We start from the raw sequence: 17,837 nt of genomic DNA on the forward strand, positions 1-17,837 counted from the left end.
GCGCCGCAATAAAAAAGGGAGATCCGCAGATCTCCCTTTTTGTTACCGCCGGTGTGCTCAGTCGAACACGCCGAAGGTCATGTAGCTGAACCACGAGCGGTCGGTGTCGGTGGACTCCGGCTCCGGCTCTTCGATCACGTCGCCGTTTTCGTCTTTCGGCTTGAGCTCGTTCGGGATCGCGTCTTTCGCGTCCTGGAATTGCTTCTGCACGTCCTGGTTGGCGCGGGTTTCGCCCGGCGGCAGCGGTGGACGCGACTCGATCAGGCCCAAAGTCGCCTTGCTCAGGAACGAGCGGTTGTCGGCTTCGGCAACGCGTGGCACGAACTGGCCGTCCTGCAGGCTCGGGTGATCCGGGTAGTTGAGCTTCAAGGTTTCCAGACTGGTGGCCGCCAGATCGTCGAGGTGCAGACGCTGGTAGGCTTCGGTCATCACCGCCAGGCCGTCGCCGACCGATGGGGTTTCCTGGAAGTTCTCCACCACGTACTTGCCACGGTTGGCAGCGGCTACATAAGCCTGGCGGGTCAGGTAGTAGTCGGCCACGTGGATTTCGTAGGCGGCCAGCAGGTTGCGCAGGTAGATCATGCGCTGCTTGGCGTCCGGCGCGTAGCGGCTGTTCGGGTAGCGACTGGTGAGCTGCGCGAACTCGTTGTACGAGTCGCGGGCGGCGCCCGGGTCACGCTTGGTCATGTCCAGCGGCAGGAAGCGCGCCAGCAGGCCGACGTCCTGGTCGAACGAGGTCAGACCCTTGAGGTAATAGGCGTAATCCACGTTCGGGTGCTGCGGATGCAAACGAATGAAACGCTCGGCGGCGGACTTTGCAGCCTCCGGCTCGGCGTTCTTGTAGTTGGCGTAGATCAACTCCAGTTGAGCCTGATCGGCGTAGCGACCGAACGGATAACGCGACTCCAGAGCCTTCAGCTTGGCTGTGGCGCTGGTGTAGCTGTTGTTGTCCAGATCAGTCTGAGCCTGCTGGTACAGCTCGGCTTCGCTGAGGTTTTCGTCTACGACTTCCTTCGATGAGCAAGCAGCGGTCAATGCGAGGATGGCGATCAGCAGCAGGTGTTTCACTTGCATGGCGGCTTGCGTCCCTATGACGGCCGCTGTCTTGGGCGGGGCCGTCCTGTTATGATGAGCGCCCCGTTGAAAAGCCTCGGGGCAAAAGACGCCGTATTTAACCACAAGCGCGCAGCCGAAACCAAAGGCTGTGCCGACGCCCAGTCCGAGCATGTCCGATAAAATAGAACTTAGCGCAGAGGTGCCGTCCGAATTGGGCGGCCAACGCCTCGATCAAGTCGCCGCCCAACTCTTCGCTGAGCACTCGCGCTCGCGCCTTTCCGCCTGGATCAAAGAAGGTCGCCTGACTGTGGACGGGGCGGTGATCCGCCCGCGCGACATCGTGCATGGCGGTGCCGTCCTCGAACTGACGGCCGAGCAGGAAGCCCAGGGCGAGTGGATCGCCCAGGACATCGAGCTCGACATCGTCTATGAAGATGACGACATTCTGGTGATCAACAAGCCTGCGGGCCTGGTGGTGCACCCGGCTGCCGGTCACGCCGATGGCACCCTGCTCAACGCCTTGTTGCACCACGTGCCGGACATCATCAATGTCCCACGGGCCGGCATCGTCCATCGTCTGGACAAGGACACCACCGGTCTGATGGTGGTGGCCAAGACCATTCAGGCGCAGACCAAACTGGTCGCGCAGTTGCAGAGCCGCAGTGTCAGCCGCATCTATGAATGCATCGTCATCGGTGTAGTCACCGCCGGGGGCAAGATCAACGCGCCGATCGGTCGTCACGGCCAGCAGCGCCAGCGCATGGCGGTGATGGAGGGCGGCAAGCCTGCGGTCAGCCACTATCGCGTGCTGGAGCGTTTCCGTTCGCACACCCATGTACGGGTGAAGCTGGAAACCGGTCGTACGCACCAGATCCGCGTGCACATGGCGCACATCAACTTCCCGTTGGTCGGCGACCCGGCGTACGGCGGGCGTTTCCGCATTCCGCCCGCGGCGAACCCGACCATGGTCGAGTCGCTCAAGCACTTCCCGCGTCAGGCCTTGCACGCGCGCTTCCTCGAACTCGATCACCCGACGAGCGGTGAACGGATGAGCTGGGAATCGCCGCTGCCGGAAGATTTCGTCTGGCTGTTGACCCTGCTCAAGCAGGATCGCGAGGCATTCGTCGGATGAACTGGCTGACGCCGGACTGGCCTGCGCCGGCCAGCGTCAGAGCCTGCGTCACCACCCGCGAGGGTGGCGTCAGCGAAGTGCCATTCGACAGGCTGAATCTGGGCGATCATGTTGATGATCGTCCTGAGGCTGTTGCCGAGAACCGTCGTCGTCTGACTGAGCACTTCTCCATACAGCCTGCCTGGTTGCAGCAAGTGCACGGGATTACCGTGGCGCAAGCTGATCCGCATGTGGTCGCGACCGCCGATGCCAGTTGGACAGACAAGCCCGGTATCGCCTGCACGGCCATGACCGCCGATTGTCTGCCCGCACTGTTCTGCAATCGCGCCGGCACCCGTGTCGCGGCAGCACATGCCGGTTGGCGTGGCTTGGCGGCGGGTGTGCTTGAAGCTACCCTCGACAGCCTCGATGTTGCACCTGAAGACGTGCTGGTCTGGCTCGGTCCGGCCATCGGTCCGCAAGCCTTTGAAGTCGGCGCGGAAGTTCGCGAAGTCTTCGTCAGTCAATTGCCGGAAGCGGCGACGGCTTTTGTGCCGAGCCACAACCCTGGCAAGTTCATGGCTGACATCTATGAATTGGCGCGCCTGCGTCTGGCAGCCCGTGGTGTAACAGCGGTTTACGGCGGCGGTTTCTGCACCGTGACCGACCCGCGCTTCTTCTCCTATCGCCGTGCGTCGCGCACCGGTCGCTTTGCCTCCCTCGTTTGGCTTGAGGCGCCCAGCCTCACAAATACGATTCCTTTTTGACGGCGTCTGTTTCCGTCATGCGGCGTTGCCGCTCCTCGCCATAGCGGGCTATGACTCGTCGCGGCGCCTTGCCTGACGAAAACAGCCACTCGTCAAAAGAGGATCGTATTTGCGAAGCTGGGCGCCAGCTAGACTCTCTGATCTGTATCAACCCTTTGACGCTTGAATCTTGCAGAATCGACCGCATCTATAGCGGTATCTGGCAGGTTTCTTTATTCAGGATGGTTTCTTAGGTCCGGCCTGCTCAAAAGGAAGGTGACCCATGCGTATAGACCGTTTAACCAGCAAATTACAGTTGGCCTTGTCCGACGCCCAGTCGTTGGCTGTCGGCCATGATCATCCGGCGATCGAGCCGGCGCACTTGATGCAGGCCATGCTTGAACAGCAGGGCGGTTCGATCAAGCCGCTGCTGATGCAGGTAGGCTTCGACGTCAACAGCTTGCGTAAAGAGCTGACCAAAGAGCTCGACCAATTACCGAAAATTCAGAACCCGACCGGCGATGTGAACATGTCGCAGGATCTGGCGCGTCTGCTCAATCAGGCCGATCGCCTGGCCCAGCAGAAGGGCGATCAGTTCATTTCCAGCGAACTGGTGCTGCTCGCCGCGATGGACGAGAACAGCAAGCTCGGCAAGTTGCTGCTCGGCCAGGGCGTGAGCAAGAAAGCTCTGGAAAACGCGATCAACAACCTGCGTGGCGGCGAAGCCGTCAACGACGCCAATCACGAGGAGTCGCGGCAGGCGCTGGATAAATACACCGTCGACCTGACCAAGCGTGCCGAAGACGGCAAGCTCGATCCGGTGATCGGCCGTGACGACGAAATCCGCCGTACCATTCAGGTTCTGCAACGTCGCACCAAGAACAACCCGGTGCTGATCGGTGAGCCTGGTGTGGGTAAGACCGCCATCGCGGAAGGTCTGGCCCAGCGCATCATCAACGGCGAAGTGCCGGACGGCCTCAAGGGCAAGCGTCTGCTGTCGCTGGACATGGGCGCGCTGATTGCCGGTGCCAAGTATCGCGGTGAGTTCGAAGAACGCCTGAAAGGCCTGCTCAATGAGCTGTCGAAACAGGAAGGGCAGATCATTCTGTTCATCGACGAACTGCACACCATGGTCGGCGCCGGTAAAGGCGAAGGCTCGATGGATGCCGGCAACATGCTCAAGCCTGCATTGGCCCGTGGCGAGCTGCACTGCGTCGGCGCGACCACGCTCAACGAGTACCGCCAATATATAGAGAAGGATGCGGCGCTTGAGCGACGTTTCCAGAAAGTGCTGGTGGATGAGCCGAGCGAAGAAGACACCATTGCGATTCTGCGTGGCCTCAAAGAGCGTTATGAGGTGCACCACAAAGTCGCGATCACCGACGGCGCGATCATCGCCGCAGCCAAGCTCAGTCATCGCTACATCACGGATCGGCAATTGCCGGACAAGGCGATCGACCTGATCGACGAGGCCGCCAGCCGCATCCGCATGGAGATCGACTCCAAGCCGGAAGTGCTGGATCGTCTGGAGCGGCGCCTGATTCAACTGAAAGTCGAATCCCAGGCGCTGAAGAAAGAAAGCGACGACGCGGCGAAGAAACGTCTGGAAAAGCTCCAGGAAGAAATCGAGCGTCATGAGCGTGAGTATTCCGATCTGGAAGAAATCTGGAACTCGGAAAAAGCCGAGGTGCAGGGTTCTGCGCAGATCCAGCAGAAGATCGAGCAATCGCGTCAGGAACTGGAAGCGGCCCGGCGCAAAGGCGATCTGAACCGCATGGCCGAGTTGCAGTACGGGGTGATCCCGGATCTGGAGCGCAGCCTGCAAATGGTCGACCAGCACGGCAAGAGCGAAAACCAGTTGCTGCGTAGCAAGGTCACCGAGGAAGAGATCGCCGAAGTCGTGTCGAAATGGACCGGCATCCCGGTGTCGAAAATGCTCGAAGGCGAGCGCGACAAGCTGATGAAGATGGAAAGCCTGTTGCACAAACGCGTGATTGGCCAGGAAGAAGCAGTCGTGGCCGTGGCCAACGCGGTACGCCGTTCGCGCGCCGGCTTGTCCGACCCGAATCGTCCGAGCGGTTCGTTCATGTTCCTCGGCCCGACCGGTGTCGGTAAAACCGAGCTGTGCAAGGCGCTGGCCGAATTCCTCTTCGATACCGAAGAGGCAATGGTGCGCATCGACATGTCCGAGTTCATGGAGAAACACTCCGTGGCTCGTCTGATCGGCGCACCACCGGGCTATGTCGGCTATGAAGAGGGCGGTTATCTGACCGAAGCGGTACGGCGCAAGCCTTACTCGGTGATCCTCATGGACGAAGTCGAGAAGGCGCACCCGGATGTGTTCAACATCCTCTTGCAAGTGCTCGAGGACGGGCGCCTGACCGACAGCCATGGCCGTACGGTGGATTTCCGCAACACGGTGATCGTGATGACCTCGAACCTTGGCTCGATGCAGATCCAGGAACTGGTCGGTGATCGTGAAGCGCAGCGTGCAGCAGTCATGGACGCGCTGACGTCGCACTTCCGTCCGGAGTTCATCAACCGCGTCGACGAAGTGGTGATCTTCGAGCCGCTGGCACGTGATCAGATCGCGGGCATTACCGAGATCCAGCTGGGCCGTCTGCGCAGCCGTCTGGCCGAGCGCGAGCTGAAGCTGGAATTGAGCCCGGAGGCGATGGACAAGCTGATTGCCGTCGGTTACGACCCGGTGTATGGCGCACGGCCGTTAAAGCGTGCGATTCAGCGCTGGATCGAAAACCCGCTGGCGCAGTTGATCCTTTCCGGTCACTTCATGCCAGGCGACACCGCAACCGGCACCGTCGAGAACGAGGAAATCGTTTTCAACTGATGCCATGTGGCAAGGAAAAAACCGAGGCCCCACATTGTGGGGCCTTTTTTTTCGTTAGGCTGTTGAACTCAAAGGAAAAGGCTTGTAAAGTGCGCCCCGCAGTCAGTCACCGGCAGCGTTTCAACTCACTGGGTTGAAAACTGAAATAAGTTGCAAATCATTAACTTGAAAGCAATTTAGGGGGTTGACAGAGGTGTTCTAGGTTGTAGAATAGCGCGCCTCAGACACACGAACGCAGCGATGCGAAAACGGTGTCGAGAAGCTTCAGGTTTCACCGTTGTAAATTGAAATATGTAGTTCCGTGATAGCTCAGTCGGTAGAGCAAATGACTGTTAATCATTGGGTCCCAGGTTCGAGTCCTGGTCACGGAGCCAATTTCAAACCGGGGTATAGCGCAGTCCGGTAGCGCGCCTGCTTTGGGAGCAGGATGTCAGGAGTTCGAATCCCCTTACCCCGACCATTTTTGGGTCGTTAGCTCAGTTGGTAGAGCAGTTGGCTTTTAACCAATTGGTCGTAGGTTCGAATCCCACACGACCCACCATTTTTGAAACCAGTTAGCGCTGGGATCGAATCTTAAGATCAGAGGCCAAAAGCGCTGATCGAAGAAGGCGATCTTTGAAAGGTCGCCTTTTTTTTACCGGGGTATAGCGCAGTCCGGTAGCGCGCCTGCTTTGGGAGCAGGATGTCAGGAGTTCGAATCCCCTTACCCCGACCATATTGAAAATCCTCGTATCGAAAGATACGGGGATTTTTTTTGTCTGCTGAAAAGACAAATCCCTTCAAGTCGTCATACAACTGGCCGATAGCCCGCTAACACGAGGGGACTGCCATGGCTTCGCCCCTCGAATCTGGCCAATACAAGAATAAGGGCGTTCGTCATGTTGCTTCGTCAGTTGAATATTGCTCCACGGGCTGCCCTGGGCTTTGCCCTGATCGCGGTATTGGTGGCCTTGCTGGGCGTGTTCGCCCTTAGTCAGATGTCGAGCATTCGCGACAGTGAGGTCGCCGTGGAGACTCAGTGGCTGCCCAGTATTCGCGGCGGCGATGAGATCCGCGAGCTGATGCTGCGTATCCGCACGATCTCCTTGCGCATGGCGCTGGACGAAGACCCGAAGAACATCCCGACGTACCGCGGGCAGATGGATACCCGCGACAAAGAGCTCAGCGAAAAAATCACTGCCTACGACAATCTGGTCACCACGCCCGAGGGCCAGCAGCTCTATGACCAGTTCAAGCAGACCTTTGCCGCCTATCGCACCGGGATTGCCCAATCGTTCACCCTGGCCGAGCAGGGCAAGCGTGACGAGTTGACCAAATTGCTGCTTGTCGACATGAAAACCGTGGTCGACGGCTCCGGCAAGCAACTCAATGACCTGGCGGATCTGTTCGCCAAACAGGTCGCGCTGGAAAGCCAGAAGTCAGCTGCCCATTACGCCACGTCGCGGACCATCGTCAGCGTGTTCATCGCCCTGGCGGCGCTCGCTACCGTGGCGCTTGCCATGCTGCTGACACGCAGCATCGTGCGACCGCTGAGCAGCGCAGTCAGCGCCGCTGAAAGCGTGGCACAGGGCGATCTGACCCGACCTATCGAGACCCAGGGCAATGACGAAGTCAGCCGTCTGCTAAAAGCGCTGGCGACCATGCAGCAGAATCTGCGCGAGACCATGCAGGGCATCAGCGGCTCAGCCACTCAATTGGCCTCCGCTGCCGACGAACTCAACGCAGTGACGCTCGACAGCTCCCAAGGCCTGCAACAGCAGAACAATGAAATCGAGCAGGCGGCCACCGCAGTCAATGAGATGACCACCGCAGTAGAGGAGGTCGCGCGCAACGCCGTTTCGACCAGCGACGCCACTCGCCAATCCAGCGATTCGGCGCAACTGGGGCAGGAGCGGGTCAGCGAGACTGCCAGTGCCATCAGTGCCCTGGCCGCTGATGTGCAGCACACCGGTGAGTTGGTGCAATCGTTGGCCAATCAATCCCAGGACATCGGCAAGGTGCTCGACGTGATTCGGGCGATTGCCGAGCAGACCAACCTGTTGGCGCTCAACGCGGCGATTGAAGCGGCGCGGGCGGGCGAAAGCGGGCGCGGTTTTGCCGTGGTCGCCGATGAGGTGCGCGCGCTGGCCCATCGCACCCAGCAATCGACCCAGGAAATCGAGCAGATGGTGCAGGGCATGCGCAACGGTTCGAGTCTGGCGCTGGAGTCGATGCAGGCCAGTGCCGCGCGTGCCAGCACCACACTGAGCATGGCGGCGCGTGCCGGTGAGGCGTTACAGACGATTACCGCGTCGGTGCACGAGATTCACGAGCGCAATCTGGTCATCGCCAGCGCCGCCGAGGAGCAGGCGCAGGTGGCGCGTGAAGTGGACCGCAATCTGGTCAACATTCGTGATCTGTCGGTGCGCTCGGCCGCGGGCGCCGACCAGACCAGCGCCTCCAGCCATGAACTGTCGAAACTGGCCAATGCCCTGCAAGGCATGGTGCGGCGCTTCCAGTTGTAAACGGCCGGCATGAAAAAGCCGCGCTTGTGGTTAAAAAGCGCGGCTTGATTACCTGCTGAATCAGGCGCCGTCTTGATCCTTCAGATGCTCGAACAGGCCTTTGGGCATCTTCTTGCCATTGGCTTCGAAGTTGGCCTTCACGTTGTTGTACGCCTCTTGCTCGTCGATGAAGCCGTCGTGGTTGGTGTCGATCTTGTCGAAGTCGGACTTCGGCGCGACCTTGATGAACTCCGCGCGAGATACCTTGCCGTCACCGTCGCTGTCGGTCTTGGCCATCGAAGCATCACCGCATTTACCTTCACCGCATTTGCCTTCCGGCGCTTTCACCGAAGTTTCCGCCGAGGCGACCATGTAGCCCTGCGCTAAAGGCTGGGCGGCAAACACCGAACCGGACAGCATCAGCCCACCGGCGAGTGCGGCGCCGAACAGGCCAATGGATTTTTTACCGAGGGTCGAAGTACGCGACATTGACATTCTCCTGGCTGCACAGCGCAGCCACACATTAAGGACGAAGCCCTGAGCGGGTGTGCTCGGGTGTGGCCATTAGGCGGGCGCGGTGTATCGCGACTGTGTCGTGGGGCGCGGGGTTTGTAATACAAGGTGCCGATGAATGACGCAGATACAGTGCGAAACATATCTGCCATTCAATACAAAACCCTGTGGAAGCGAGCTTGCTCGCGAAAGCGTCAGATCAGTCGGCAACATTATTGACTGACAGAATGCATTCGCGAGCAAGCTCGCTCCCACAGGGATAGTGGTTAGCTTTAATTCCGAGCCCGGCACAAAACAGTGTGGGAGCCAGCCTGCTGGCGATGAGGGCGTGTCGGGCAATACATCAGCCGGATGACACTCCGCAATCGCCAGCAGGCTGGCTCCCACAGGGGGTGGTGTGTTGGTCAAAACTCTCGATAGGCCTTGATCAATGCAACTTCAAACGCGGCTCGGTGCCGCGGCCGATCTTGCTGCCCAGCATCAGCATCGCCGTGCGAAACGGTCCGTACAACGCCATCTGGTGCATGCGGTACAACGATACGTAAAACATCCGCGCCAGCCAGCCTTCGAGCATCACGCTGCCCGTCAGGTTGCCCATCAGGTTACCCACCGCCGAAAAACGCGACAGCGAGATCAGCGAGCCGTAGTCGGTGTATTTGTACTCCGGCAGGGTCTTGCCTTCGATGCGCAGCTTCAGCGACTTCGCCAGCAGCGAGGCCTGCTGGTGTGCCGCTTGGGCCCGTGGCGGTACGTTGCGATCGCTGCCCGGTTGCGGGCATGCCGCGCAATCACCGAAGGCGAAGATGTTTTCGTCGCGGGTGGTCTGCAGGGTCGGCAGCACTTGCAGCTGATTGATGCGGTTGGTTTCCAGGCCGTCGATGTCCTTGAGGAAACCCGGTGCGCGAATCCCCGCCGCCCAGACTTTCAGGCTGGCCTTGATCTGGTTGCCATCGGCAGTGATCAGGCTGTCGGCGGTCACTTCGCTGACCGAGGCGTTGGTCAGAACATTGACCCCGAGCTTTTCCAGGGTCTTGTGCACCGGCCCGCTGATGCGTTCCGGCAGCGCAGGCAACACCCGTGGGCCAGCCTCGATCAAGGTGATGTGCATGTTTTCCGGTTTGATTCGGTCCAGACCGTAAGCGGCCAGTTCATGCGCCGCGTTGTGCAGCTCGGCCGCCAGTTCGACGCCGGTAGCGCCGGCACCGACGATGGCCACGCTGATCTGTTCGACCACATCGGTCTGCCCGGCGTGGGCGCGCAGATAGTGATTGAGCAGTTGCTGGTGAAAGCGCTCGGCCTGCTTGCGGGTGTCGAGGAACAGGCAATGCTGCGCAGCACCCTGGGTGCCGAAATCGTTGGTGGTGCTGCCGACGCTGATTACCAGCGAGTCGTACGGCACTTCACGCGCCGGGACCAGTTCGATGCCGTTTTCGTCGTAGGTGGCCGCCAGCTGGATTTTCTTCTGCGCCCGATCAAGCCCGCTCATGCGCCCGAGCTGAAACTCGAAGTGGTTCCATTTTGCCTGGGCAACATAGTTGAGTTCGTCTTCGGAAGAGTTCAGCGACCCGGCGGCCACTTCGTGCAGCAGCGGTTTCCAGATGTGCGTGAGGTTGGCGTCGACCAGCATCACGCTGGCGGTGCCGCGCTTGCCCAGGGTCTTACCCAGACGGGTGGCCAACTCCAGACCGCCGGCGCCGCCGCCGACAATGACAATACGATGGGACATAGGGATAACTCGCAAGGTTTTTAAAGGAAATCGGTGCGGTTACCCAAGCGAGCGCGAAGCTGCTCATAGCGTCAGGTAACTGATGAATCGGCTCAACAGGCCGAGGCCAATGGTCACTGCCAGCACCAGCACCAGGAGCATCCACGGCCGGAAGGGCCGGCGCTCGACTCGGTGTTGGGACAGTTGCAGGTACTCTTCGACATGCTTTTGGTCTTCGGGTTTCAGGCGGCTGGTCATATTGGCCTCGTCAGGTAGACGTTGCTGAATGGGCACACGCTACAGCGGTTTTTTATCCGGGGTTGAACGCAGCATAGCCGCTGTCCGGCACCGGTTCGACGCTGACCCGGTCGTCGAGGCGAATGATCCCGCTTTGTAACACCCGCGCGGTGATTCCGCCATGTCCACGCACCGCTTGAAAGGTGCCCGGGCCGAGGTTGTTCTGCAGACGTGCACAGGGCTGACACCAGCCGGTGGTTTCGAATATTGCCTGACCGATGCGAAAACGCCGACCCTTCAGACTAAACAGATTGATACCGCTGATGACCAGATTACGCCGCAGGTCTTCAGGCCTGATCGGGTTGTCGTCGGTGCGGCCCATCAAGGCGTTGATCACCGCCAGATGTTCCCACTGAATCAGTGTCACCTGGCGCGCGTTGCGCACACCGGGGCGGGCGTGATCGCCGGTCAAGCCCGCCTCCAGACGAGCCTCCACGGCATCGAGCTCAAGCATCGGCCCGCGTGATTCGGGACGCACGCCGATCCAGCGTACGCGTCCGGTTTGCGGCACATCGGCGATCAATTGTTGAAGTGGCGTCACAGGCTGATTCCGACATCAAACACGATGCTGCGCCCCAGGTTGCTGCGCAGAAAATCCGGTGCGTCCGGGTGTGCGAACAACACGCGGGCGAACGTCGGGCCGACCAGCGACAGCGAACGCCAGCCCTGACGCAAATATTCGGTCGGTGGCGGGAAGTGACTGTTCAGGTCGAGCACTTCGCGTTTAAGGCTGGCGAAAGCAATGATGTCCAGTTCGCCCAGATCCATGCCGCGTTCCTTGTAGTTGTGGGCTTTCTTGCGCAGGGTCGGGGCCAGCCGCAGGAGAAATTCATTGGCCGGAATCCGTTTGGGTTTGGCTTCGCGGCGCACCAGTTGGCTGAGGGAAAATGCACTGCGGCGCCGCTGCAGTTCATCGCGCCATTCATCGTTGAGCCGGCGTCCTTCGTCGAGCACGAAGAACACTTCGAAGTTGGCATCACGAAACAGCACATCCGGCGGTTCACCGGCCGGCGCGAATTCGTCGGCGCGGTAGGGGATGTTGAGACCTTGCAGCAGGCGTTGGCAAACCCAACGCTCACGCTCCCATTTGCGGGCATTGGACAGAAAAGCGTTGGCTTGCTCGGCCGCGATGGTCAGCAGGCGTAAATAATCTGAGTCATCCATAAGCCCAAGCTTAGCGTTCAAATGCGACAAGCAGATAGCTTTGCATCGGCTGGTGCGCATCCGGTGTCGGTGTAGACTGCGATGAGGCGGTATGTCCATGGAGAAGGTGAGGGAATCATGATCGGTGCCGAACTGCTGTCCTCGGCGAGTCTGACGCTCGGCTGGCTGATCTATCTGCCAGTGCTCCTGTGGGCGGTCATGCGCGCGCCGTGGGTCGAGCTGTTCAGTGACAGTCGGCGTCAGCATTTGCTGTGCGCAACGGTGTTCGCCTTGTTTCTGCTTTGGCTGATGCGCCGGGATTTCGATACGGGCGTGTCTTATCACTTCCTCGGCATGACTGCGGTGACCTTGCTGCTGGACTGGCCGCTGGCGATCATTGGCGGGCTGGTGGCGCAAATCGGCCTGGTGCTGCTCGGGCGGCAGGATCTTGCGGCACTCGGGGTCAATGGTGCCTTGTTTATTTTGCTGCCGGTGCTGGTCACCGAATGCGTAGCCATCCTTGTCGAGCGTGCGCAGCCGCGCAATCCGTTCGTGTACATCTTCTGTTCCGGCTTCTTCGCTGCGGCTTTGTCGGCGCTGTTGTGTCTGATTTTCAGCCTGACGCTGCTGTGGTTCGACGGCCTGTTCGCCATGCCGGAATGGCTGGAAGATTTCATCGGTTACGTGTGGCTGATCATTTTCCCCGAAGCTTTCATCAACGGCATGATCGTCAGCGCGCTGGTGGTGTTCAGCCCGGAATGGCTGGAGACCTTCAACCGTACACGCTACCTCTCGGCGCCTTGGAATGACGACGATCGCAAGCCTTGATCCACGTCAAATCCGCCATCGGCTGAAAATTTCATGCTCACGCAAATCCCTTCAGGAGCAGCGGCATGAGTGTGTACGAGTGGGCGAGGCAGGAAACCCGGCAGAGTCTGGAGATGGCACAGGAGGTTGGTTTTGATCCGGGGTTGAGCTTGCGCGCCTTGCTCAGTGCCGTGGTGCAACAGAGCAAGGCTGTGCGCAACCCCGAAGACCTGGCGGACGAGTTGCGTTTTCTGGCGGAAAACCTCGACGACCAACAGGACTACGGCTTCATGCGGCCCTGATCGGGCTCAGTGACGCGGATCGAAATCGCCGGAAAACAGCTCGTCTTCGGCATCCGGGGCGACCGGAATCTTGTGTTCTTCCGAGGCCCACGCGCCAAGGTCGATCAGCTTGCAGCGGTCGGAACAGAACGGGCGAAACTTGTTCGCCGGGGTGAATTCCACGGGGGCGCCACAGGTCGGGCATTCAACGGTTGGAATCTGGCTCATGCTTGGCCTCCGGATAAAGTCAGGTAAAAGTGATGCAGACGCTCGATCTCGCTGTGCAGCCAGGCGAGGTCGCGGTCGTTGACCACTACGTCATCGGCGCGGCTCACGCGGTCCTCGCGGCTCAGTTGCGCCTTGAGGATCGCCTGGACCTGCTCGGCGCTGGTCTGGTCACGTTGCAAGGTGCGTTCGATCTGCAATGGTTGCGGAGCGTCGATCACCAGGATGCGCTGGGTCATGCTGTATTGCCCGGACTCGATCAACAGCGGCGAAACCAGAATCGCATAAGGTGATTTTGCCAGCGCCAGGTGATGGGCGATTTCCTTGGCGATCAACGGATGCAGCAGCGCTTCCAGCCAGCGCCGTTGCTCCGGCACTTCGAAGATCAGCTTGCGCAGGGCCGCCCGGTTGAGCGTGCCGTCGCTTTGCAGAACATCAGGGCCGAAGTGATCGGCAATTTGCGCCAGCGCCGGGCGCCCGGGTTCGACCACCCACCGCGCCGCATGATCAGCATCGACGACATGCACGCCGAGGTCGATGAAATGCTGCGCCGCCGCGCTTTTGCCGCTGCCGATGCCGCCGGTGAGGCCGAGAATCCAGGGTTTTTCCACAGGGGTATTCATTTCAAACCGACGAACTGCCAATAGAAGTCGGTTATTTGACCACCCCAGAGCAAGGCAATCCAGCCGGCAATGGCCAGATAAGGACCGAAAGGAATCGGCGTCGAGGTTTTCTGCTCGCGCAGGCGCAACAGAATCACGCCAATCACGGCGCCGACCAGCGATGCCAGCAGGATGGTCAGCGGCAGAATCTGCCAGCCGCCCCACGCGCCCAGCAGCGACAATAACTTAAAGTCACCGTGGCCGATGCCGTCCTTGCCGGTCAGCAACTTGAACAGCCAGAACACCGACCACAGCGCCAGGTATCCGGCCACCGCACCCCACAAAGCATCATGCAAAGGTACGAACAATCCGAAGCTGTTGACGATCAGCCCCAGCCACAACAACGGCAGCACCAGCACATCGGGCAGCAGTTGATGCTCGGTGTCGATCAGACTCATCGCCAGCAATCCCCAGGTGAGGAACATCAGCAAACCCGCCTGCCAGCCGAAACCGAAATGCCAGGCGATGAACGCCGACAGCGCACCGCAGGCCAACTCGGTCAGCGGGTAACGCTTGCTGATCGGTGCAGCGCACGCCGAGCAGCGTCCGCGCAGGCACAGGTAGCTCAGCACCGGAATGTTTTCCCAGGCGCGAATCCGATGCGCGCAATGCGGGCATTCGGAGTGCGGCAGCATCAGGTTGTAAGTGCGTTGCGGCGTTTCGATCGGCAGGCCGAGCACATCGTGTGCCTGCTGGCGCCAGTCGCGCTCGAGCATTTTCGGCAGGCGCCAGACCAGCACATTGAGAAAGCTGCCGACCACCAGCCCGAGCAGCAGCGCGGTGCCGACAAAGGCCAGCGGATAGAGGGCGAACAATTCGTCGAGGGGCATATCAGACCGCTGAGCCGAGCTGGAAGATCGGCAGATACATGGCCACCACCAGACCGCCGACGACGACCCCGAGCACGACCATGATGAACGGCTCCATCAGGCTGGTGAGGTTGTCGACCATGTTATCCACTTCCTCTTCGTAAAAGCCGGCGACCTTGTCGAGCATATCGTCCAGCGCCCCGGACTCTTCACCAATCGCGGTCATCTGCACGGCCATGGTCGGGAAGACCCCGGTGCTGCGCATGGAAAAATTCAGCTGCATGCCGGTGGAGACGTCCTGGCGGATCCGCAGGATGGCACGTTTGAACACGACATTGCCCGCAGCGCCCGCTACCGAATCGAGGGCTTCCACCAGCGGTACACCGGCAGCGAAGGTGGTCGACAAAGTGCGGGCAAATCGCGCCACGGCGGACTTGTACATCAGCGTGCCCACCAACGGCAGTTTCAGCAGCCAGGCGTCGCGGCGATCGCGTAACGCTTGAGACCTTTTCAGTGCATGGCGGGTGCCGAAAAACGCCGCGATCAGCGCACCAAGAATCGCCCACCACCAGGCCTGCATGAATTCAGACAGGCTGATCACCATCAAGGTGAACCCTGGCAACTCCGCGCCAAACCCGGAAAAAACCGACTGAAACTGAGGCACCACTTTTACCAGCAAAATGCCGGTCACCACGGCCGCCACCAGGAGGACGGCGCTCGGGTAGGTCATGGCTTTCTTGATCTTGGCCTTGAGCGCTTCGCTTTTTTCCTTATAGGTGGCGACGCGTTCGAGCAGGGTGTCGAGTGCCCCGGACTGTTCGCCGGCATCGACGAGGTTGCAATACAACTCGTCGAAGTATTGCGGCTTCTTGCGCAGCGCCGCGGCGAAGCTGTTACCGGCGGCCACCTCTTGTTTAACCTCGTCAATGACTTTGCGCATCGCCGGGTTTTCGAAGCCTTCGCCAATGATGTCGAACGACTGCAACAGCGGCACGCCGGCCTTCATCATCGTTGCCATTTGCCGGGTGAACAGGGCGATGTCCTGAGCCTTGATGCGTTTGCCGAGACTCAGCAACGAGGCCGACTTCTTGCGCACCTTGCCTGGAGTGATCCCCTGTTTGCGCAACTGCGCCTTGATCAATGCGGCATTCTGCCCGCTCAGCTCACCGGTGACTTTGCTGCCTTTGCGGTCCGTACCTTCCCAGGCGTACGTGCTGGTTTTTGCTGCCTTGACCGCCATGTTCAATCCTTGGTGACCCGGTTGATTTCTTCCAGGCTGGTAGTGCCTTGCATGGCCTTGTGCAGACCTGCGGTGCGCAGATCGTCGAAGCCGTCGCGGCGCATCTGCATATCGATTTCCAGCGAGTTCCCCTCGGCCATGATCAGGCGTTGCAGCTCAGGCGTGTTCTTCACCACTTCATAAATCCCTACGCGTCCCTTGTAACCGCTGTTGCAATGATCGCAACCGACCGGCTCGTAGATCGTGAAACTGCCGATGCGTTCCTTGGGGAAGCCTTCCTTGATCAGGGTTTCGCGGGGCACTTCGATTGGTTTCTTGCAGTGATTGCACAGCTTGCGCGCCAGGCGCTGAGCGATGATCAGACTGACCGAGGTGGCAATGTTGAAACCGGGAATGCCCATGTTGTGCAAACGGGTGAGGGTTTCCGCGGCGCTGTTGGTGTGCAGGGTCGAGAGCACGAGGTGACCGGTCTGCGCGGCTTTGATGGCGATCTCGGCGGTTTCCAGGTCGCGGATCTCGCCGACCATGATCACGTCCGGGTCCTGACGCAGAAACGAACGCAGGGCCTGAGCAAAATCCAGCCCCTGGCGCGGATTGACGTTGACCTGATTGATGCCCTCCATGTTGATCTCCACCGGGTCTTCGGCGGTGGAAATATTGATGTCGACGGTGTTGAGGATATTCAGCCCGGTGTACAGCGACACGGTTTTCCCCGAACCGGTAGGGCCGGTGACCAGAATCATGCCCTGCGGCTGTTTCAGCGCGGCCATGTACAAGTCTTTCTGTTCCGGTTCATAACCGAGGGCATCGATACCCATCTGCGCGCTGGACGGGTCGAGAATCCGGATCACCACTTTTTCGCCCCACAGCGTCGGCAGCGTATTGACCCGGAAGTCGATCGACTTGCTTTTCGACAGGCGCATCTTGATCCGCCCGTCCTGCGGTTTGCGCCGCTCTGAAATATCGAGACTGGCCATGACCTTCAGGCGCGCGGCGATGCGCCCGGCCAGTTGAATCGGCGGTTTGGCGACTTCACGCAGCATGCCGTCGGTGCGCACCCGCACCCGGTAGTTCTTTTCATAAGGCTCGAAGTGCAGGTCGGAGGAACCGCTTTTGATCGCGTCGAGCAGCATCTTGTGGACAAAGCGCACCACCGGCGCATCGTCGGCGTCGAGCCCGCCGATGGCGTCCTGTTTGCTGTCGCTGACGGATTCGACGTCAAGGCCATCGAGGTCGACGTCGGCCATTTCTTCCAGGCCGGTGGCATGACTGTCGAAGAACTTGTCGATGGCATCGCTGAGCTTGTCATCCTCGACCAGAATCGCTTCGGTACTCAGGCCTGTACTGAACTGAATATCACTGATTGCCTGCTGGTTGCTCGGGTCGGAGAGGCCGACGAACAGTTTGTTGCCGCGTCGCCACAATGGTAGAGCGCAGTGCTGGCGTATCAGTTTTTCGCTGACCAGGCCCTTGGGCTGGGTTTCCTTATCGAGGCAACTGAGGTCGAGCAGGGCCATGCCAAAGTGTTCCGAGGCAATCTCGGCGATCTGCCGGCTCTTCACCAGTTTGTTGTGCACCAGGTAGTTCACCAGCGACACGCGATTGCGCTGCGCTTGTTGCCAGGCTTGCTGGGCACTTTGTTCCGTCAGCAGTTCGGCCTGCACCAATTGCTTGGCCAGACCGCTCAGAGCGATGTCATTCATGGGGATTCCGCACGCTTGCCGTTCATGACTTATAGCCTAGTCAAGTGACAGCGCCAAACATGGCCGGTGCAGGTGACAAAAAGTGTCAGATAGTGCGGTTGCAGGTTGTAGGAAACGGCGCAGTGCGCAGTTCGCGTCCATCAGGCAGGGCTCCGGGGCATTGGCATGGCCTATGCTGGGTCTTTTTCAGATCATGAGATTTCCCCTC

Annotated in this window: 16 protein-coding genes, 4 tRNA genes and 2 pseudogenes; 11 read left to right on the top strand and 11 right to left on the bottom strand. The window is 59.8% G+C overall.

Annotation, left to right across the window (positions count from 1 at the left end; all coding sequences use genetic code 11):
- Positions 1–57: 57 nt before the first annotated feature.
- Positions 58–1,074, bottom strand: a complete 1,017-nt coding sequence (locus tag J3P93_RS04485) for an outer membrane protein assembly factor BamD (RefSeq protein ID WP_394507988.1) — start codon at positions 1,072–1,074, stop codon at positions 58–60.
- Between the two features lie 151 nt (positions 1,075–1,225).
- Here J3P93_RS04485 and rluD point away from each other — a divergent pair, with 151 nt between their 5' ends.
- The 9 genes and pseudogenes from rluD to J3P93_RS04530 form a co-directional block, all read left to right on the top strand.
- Positions 1,226–2,188 carry a 23S rRNA pseudouridine(1911/1915/1917) synthase RluD gene (rluD, locus tag J3P93_RS04490; protein WP_203419539.1) on the top strand — a complete coding sequence of 321 codons (963 nt, stop codon included), beginning with the start codon at positions 1,226–1,228 and terminating at the stop codon, positions 2,186–2,188.
- Positions 2,185–2,934, top strand: coding sequence for a peptidoglycan editing factor PgeF (gene pgeF, locus J3P93_RS04495; protein ID WP_434595448.1), 750 nt, complete (start codon positions 2,185–2,187; stop codon positions 2,932–2,934). The genes rluD and pgeF overlap by 4 nt, the downstream gene beginning before the upstream one ends.
- Before the next feature lie 262 nt (positions 2,935–3,196).
- A complete protein-coding gene (clpB, locus tag J3P93_RS04500; RefSeq protein ID WP_090286393.1) occupies positions 3,197–5,761 on the top strand; it encodes an ATP-dependent chaperone ClpB in 2,565 nt (854 codons plus the stop codon).
- Between the two features lie 298 nt (positions 5,762–6,059).
- Positions 6,060–6,135 (top strand) — tRNA-Asn (locus J3P93_RS04505).
- Positions 6,136–6,144: 9 nt separating this feature from the next.
- Positions 6,145–6,221, top strand: a tRNA-Pro gene (locus J3P93_RS04510).
- Positions 6,222–6,226: 5 nt separating this feature from the next.
- Positions 6,227–6,302, top strand: a tRNA-Lys gene (locus J3P93_RS04515).
- A 97-nt stretch (positions 6,303–6,399) separates the two neighbouring features.
- Positions 6,400–6,476: transfer RNA gene (locus tag J3P93_RS04520), tRNA-Pro, on the top strand.
- Positions 6,477–6,639: 163 nt separating this feature from the next.
- Positions 6,640–7,362 (top strand): annotated as a pseudogene (locus J3P93_RS04525) (MCP four helix bundle domain-containing protein); the annotation flags it as partial.
- Between the two features lie 303 nt (positions 7,363–7,665).
- Positions 7,666–8,265 (top strand): annotated as a pseudogene (locus J3P93_RS04530) (methyl-accepting chemotaxis protein); the annotation flags it as partial.
- A gap of 60 nt (positions 8,266–8,325) precedes the next feature.
- Here the strand turns inward: J3P93_RS04530 and J3P93_RS04535 are convergent.
- The 5 genes from J3P93_RS04535 to J3P93_RS04555 form a co-directional block, all read right to left on the bottom strand.
- A complete protein-coding gene (locus J3P93_RS04535) occupies positions 8,326–8,733 on the bottom strand; it encodes an HvfA family oxazolone/thioamide-modified RiPP metallophore (protein ID WP_090286388.1) in 408 nt (135 codons plus the stop codon).
- A gap of 451 nt (positions 8,734–9,184) precedes the next feature.
- Positions 9,185–10,483: an NAD(P)/FAD-dependent oxidoreductase gene (locus J3P93_RS04540; protein WP_090286386.1), complete on the bottom strand. Its 1,299-nt coding sequence runs from the start codon at positions 10,481–10,483 to the stop codon at positions 9,185–9,187.
- A gap of 63 nt (positions 10,484–10,546) precedes the next feature.
- A complete protein-coding gene (locus tag J3P93_RS04545; RefSeq protein WP_042561123.1) occupies positions 10,547–10,720 on the bottom strand; it encodes a DUF3094 family protein in 174 nt (57 codons plus the stop codon).
- A 52-nt stretch (positions 10,721–10,772) separates the two neighbouring features.
- The gene (locus tag J3P93_RS04550; protein ID WP_434595453.1) at positions 10,773–11,300 is read right to left on the bottom strand and encodes an MOSC domain-containing protein; all 528 of its coding nucleotides are present in this window, start codon (positions 11,298–11,300) and stop codon (positions 10,773–10,775) included.
- Positions 11,297–11,923 carry a DUF1780 domain-containing protein gene (locus J3P93_RS04555; protein WP_007909887.1) on the bottom strand — a complete coding sequence of 209 codons (627 nt, stop codon included), beginning with the start codon at positions 11,921–11,923 and terminating at the stop codon, positions 11,297–11,299. The genes J3P93_RS04550 and J3P93_RS04555 overlap by 4 nt, the downstream gene beginning before the upstream one ends.
- A gap of 117 nt (positions 11,924–12,040) precedes the next feature.
- Between J3P93_RS04555 and J3P93_RS04560 the strand changes: the two genes are divergently transcribed.
- A complete protein-coding gene (locus tag J3P93_RS04560; RefSeq protein WP_434595456.1) occupies positions 12,041–12,730 on the top strand; it encodes an energy-coupling factor ABC transporter permease in 690 nt (229 codons plus the stop codon).
- Positions 12,731–12,795: 65 nt separating this feature from the next.
- Positions 12,796–13,011 (top strand): hypothetical protein, encoded by a 216-nt coding sequence (locus tag J3P93_RS04565; RefSeq protein ID WP_434595459.1) that lies wholly within the window; start codon positions 12,796–12,798, stop codon positions 13,009–13,011.
- 6 nt (positions 13,012–13,017) lie between these two features.
- On the opposite strand, the gene yacG is transcribed toward J3P93_RS04565, so the two are convergent.
- The 5 genes from yacG to pilB are packed head-to-tail and all read right to left on the bottom strand — an operon-like array spanning position 13,018 to position 17,629.
- Positions 13,018–13,218, bottom strand: coding sequence for a DNA gyrase inhibitor YacG (gene yacG / locus J3P93_RS04570; protein ID WP_016773149.1), 201 nt, complete (start codon positions 13,216–13,218; stop codon positions 13,018–13,020).
- The gene (coaE, locus tag J3P93_RS04575) at positions 13,215–13,838 is read right to left on the bottom strand and encodes a dephospho-CoA kinase (RefSeq protein WP_434595462.1); all 624 of its coding nucleotides are present in this window, start codon (positions 13,836–13,838) and stop codon (positions 13,215–13,217) included. Before coaE ends, yacG begins: the two co-directional genes overlap by 4 nt.
- Positions 13,835–14,707 carry a prepilin peptidase gene (locus tag J3P93_RS04580; RefSeq protein WP_434595465.1) on the bottom strand — a complete coding sequence of 291 codons (873 nt, stop codon included), beginning with the start codon at positions 14,705–14,707 and terminating at the stop codon, positions 13,835–13,837. Before J3P93_RS04580 ends, coaE begins: the two co-directional genes overlap by 4 nt.
- A 1-nt stretch (position 14,708) precedes the next feature.
- Entirely contained in the window at positions 14,709–15,926 is a 1,218-nt protein-coding gene (locus J3P93_RS04585) for a type II secretion system F family protein (RefSeq protein ID WP_434595468.1), read from the bottom strand.
- A 2-nt stretch (positions 15,927–15,928) separates the two neighbouring features.
- Complete coding sequence (gene pilB / locus J3P93_RS04590) at positions 15,929–17,629, bottom strand: type IV-A pilus assembly ATPase PilB (RefSeq protein WP_434595470.1); 1,701 nt, start codon at positions 17,627–17,629, stop codon at positions 15,929–15,931.
- Between the last annotated feature and the right edge of the window lie 208 nt (positions 17,630–17,837).

It is taken from the genome of Pseudomonas sp. R3-57 (assembly GCF_051132065.1).
In the GTDB taxonomy this organism is placed as follows: Bacteria; Pseudomonadota; Gammaproteobacteria; order Pseudomonadales; family Pseudomonadaceae; genus Aquipseudomonas.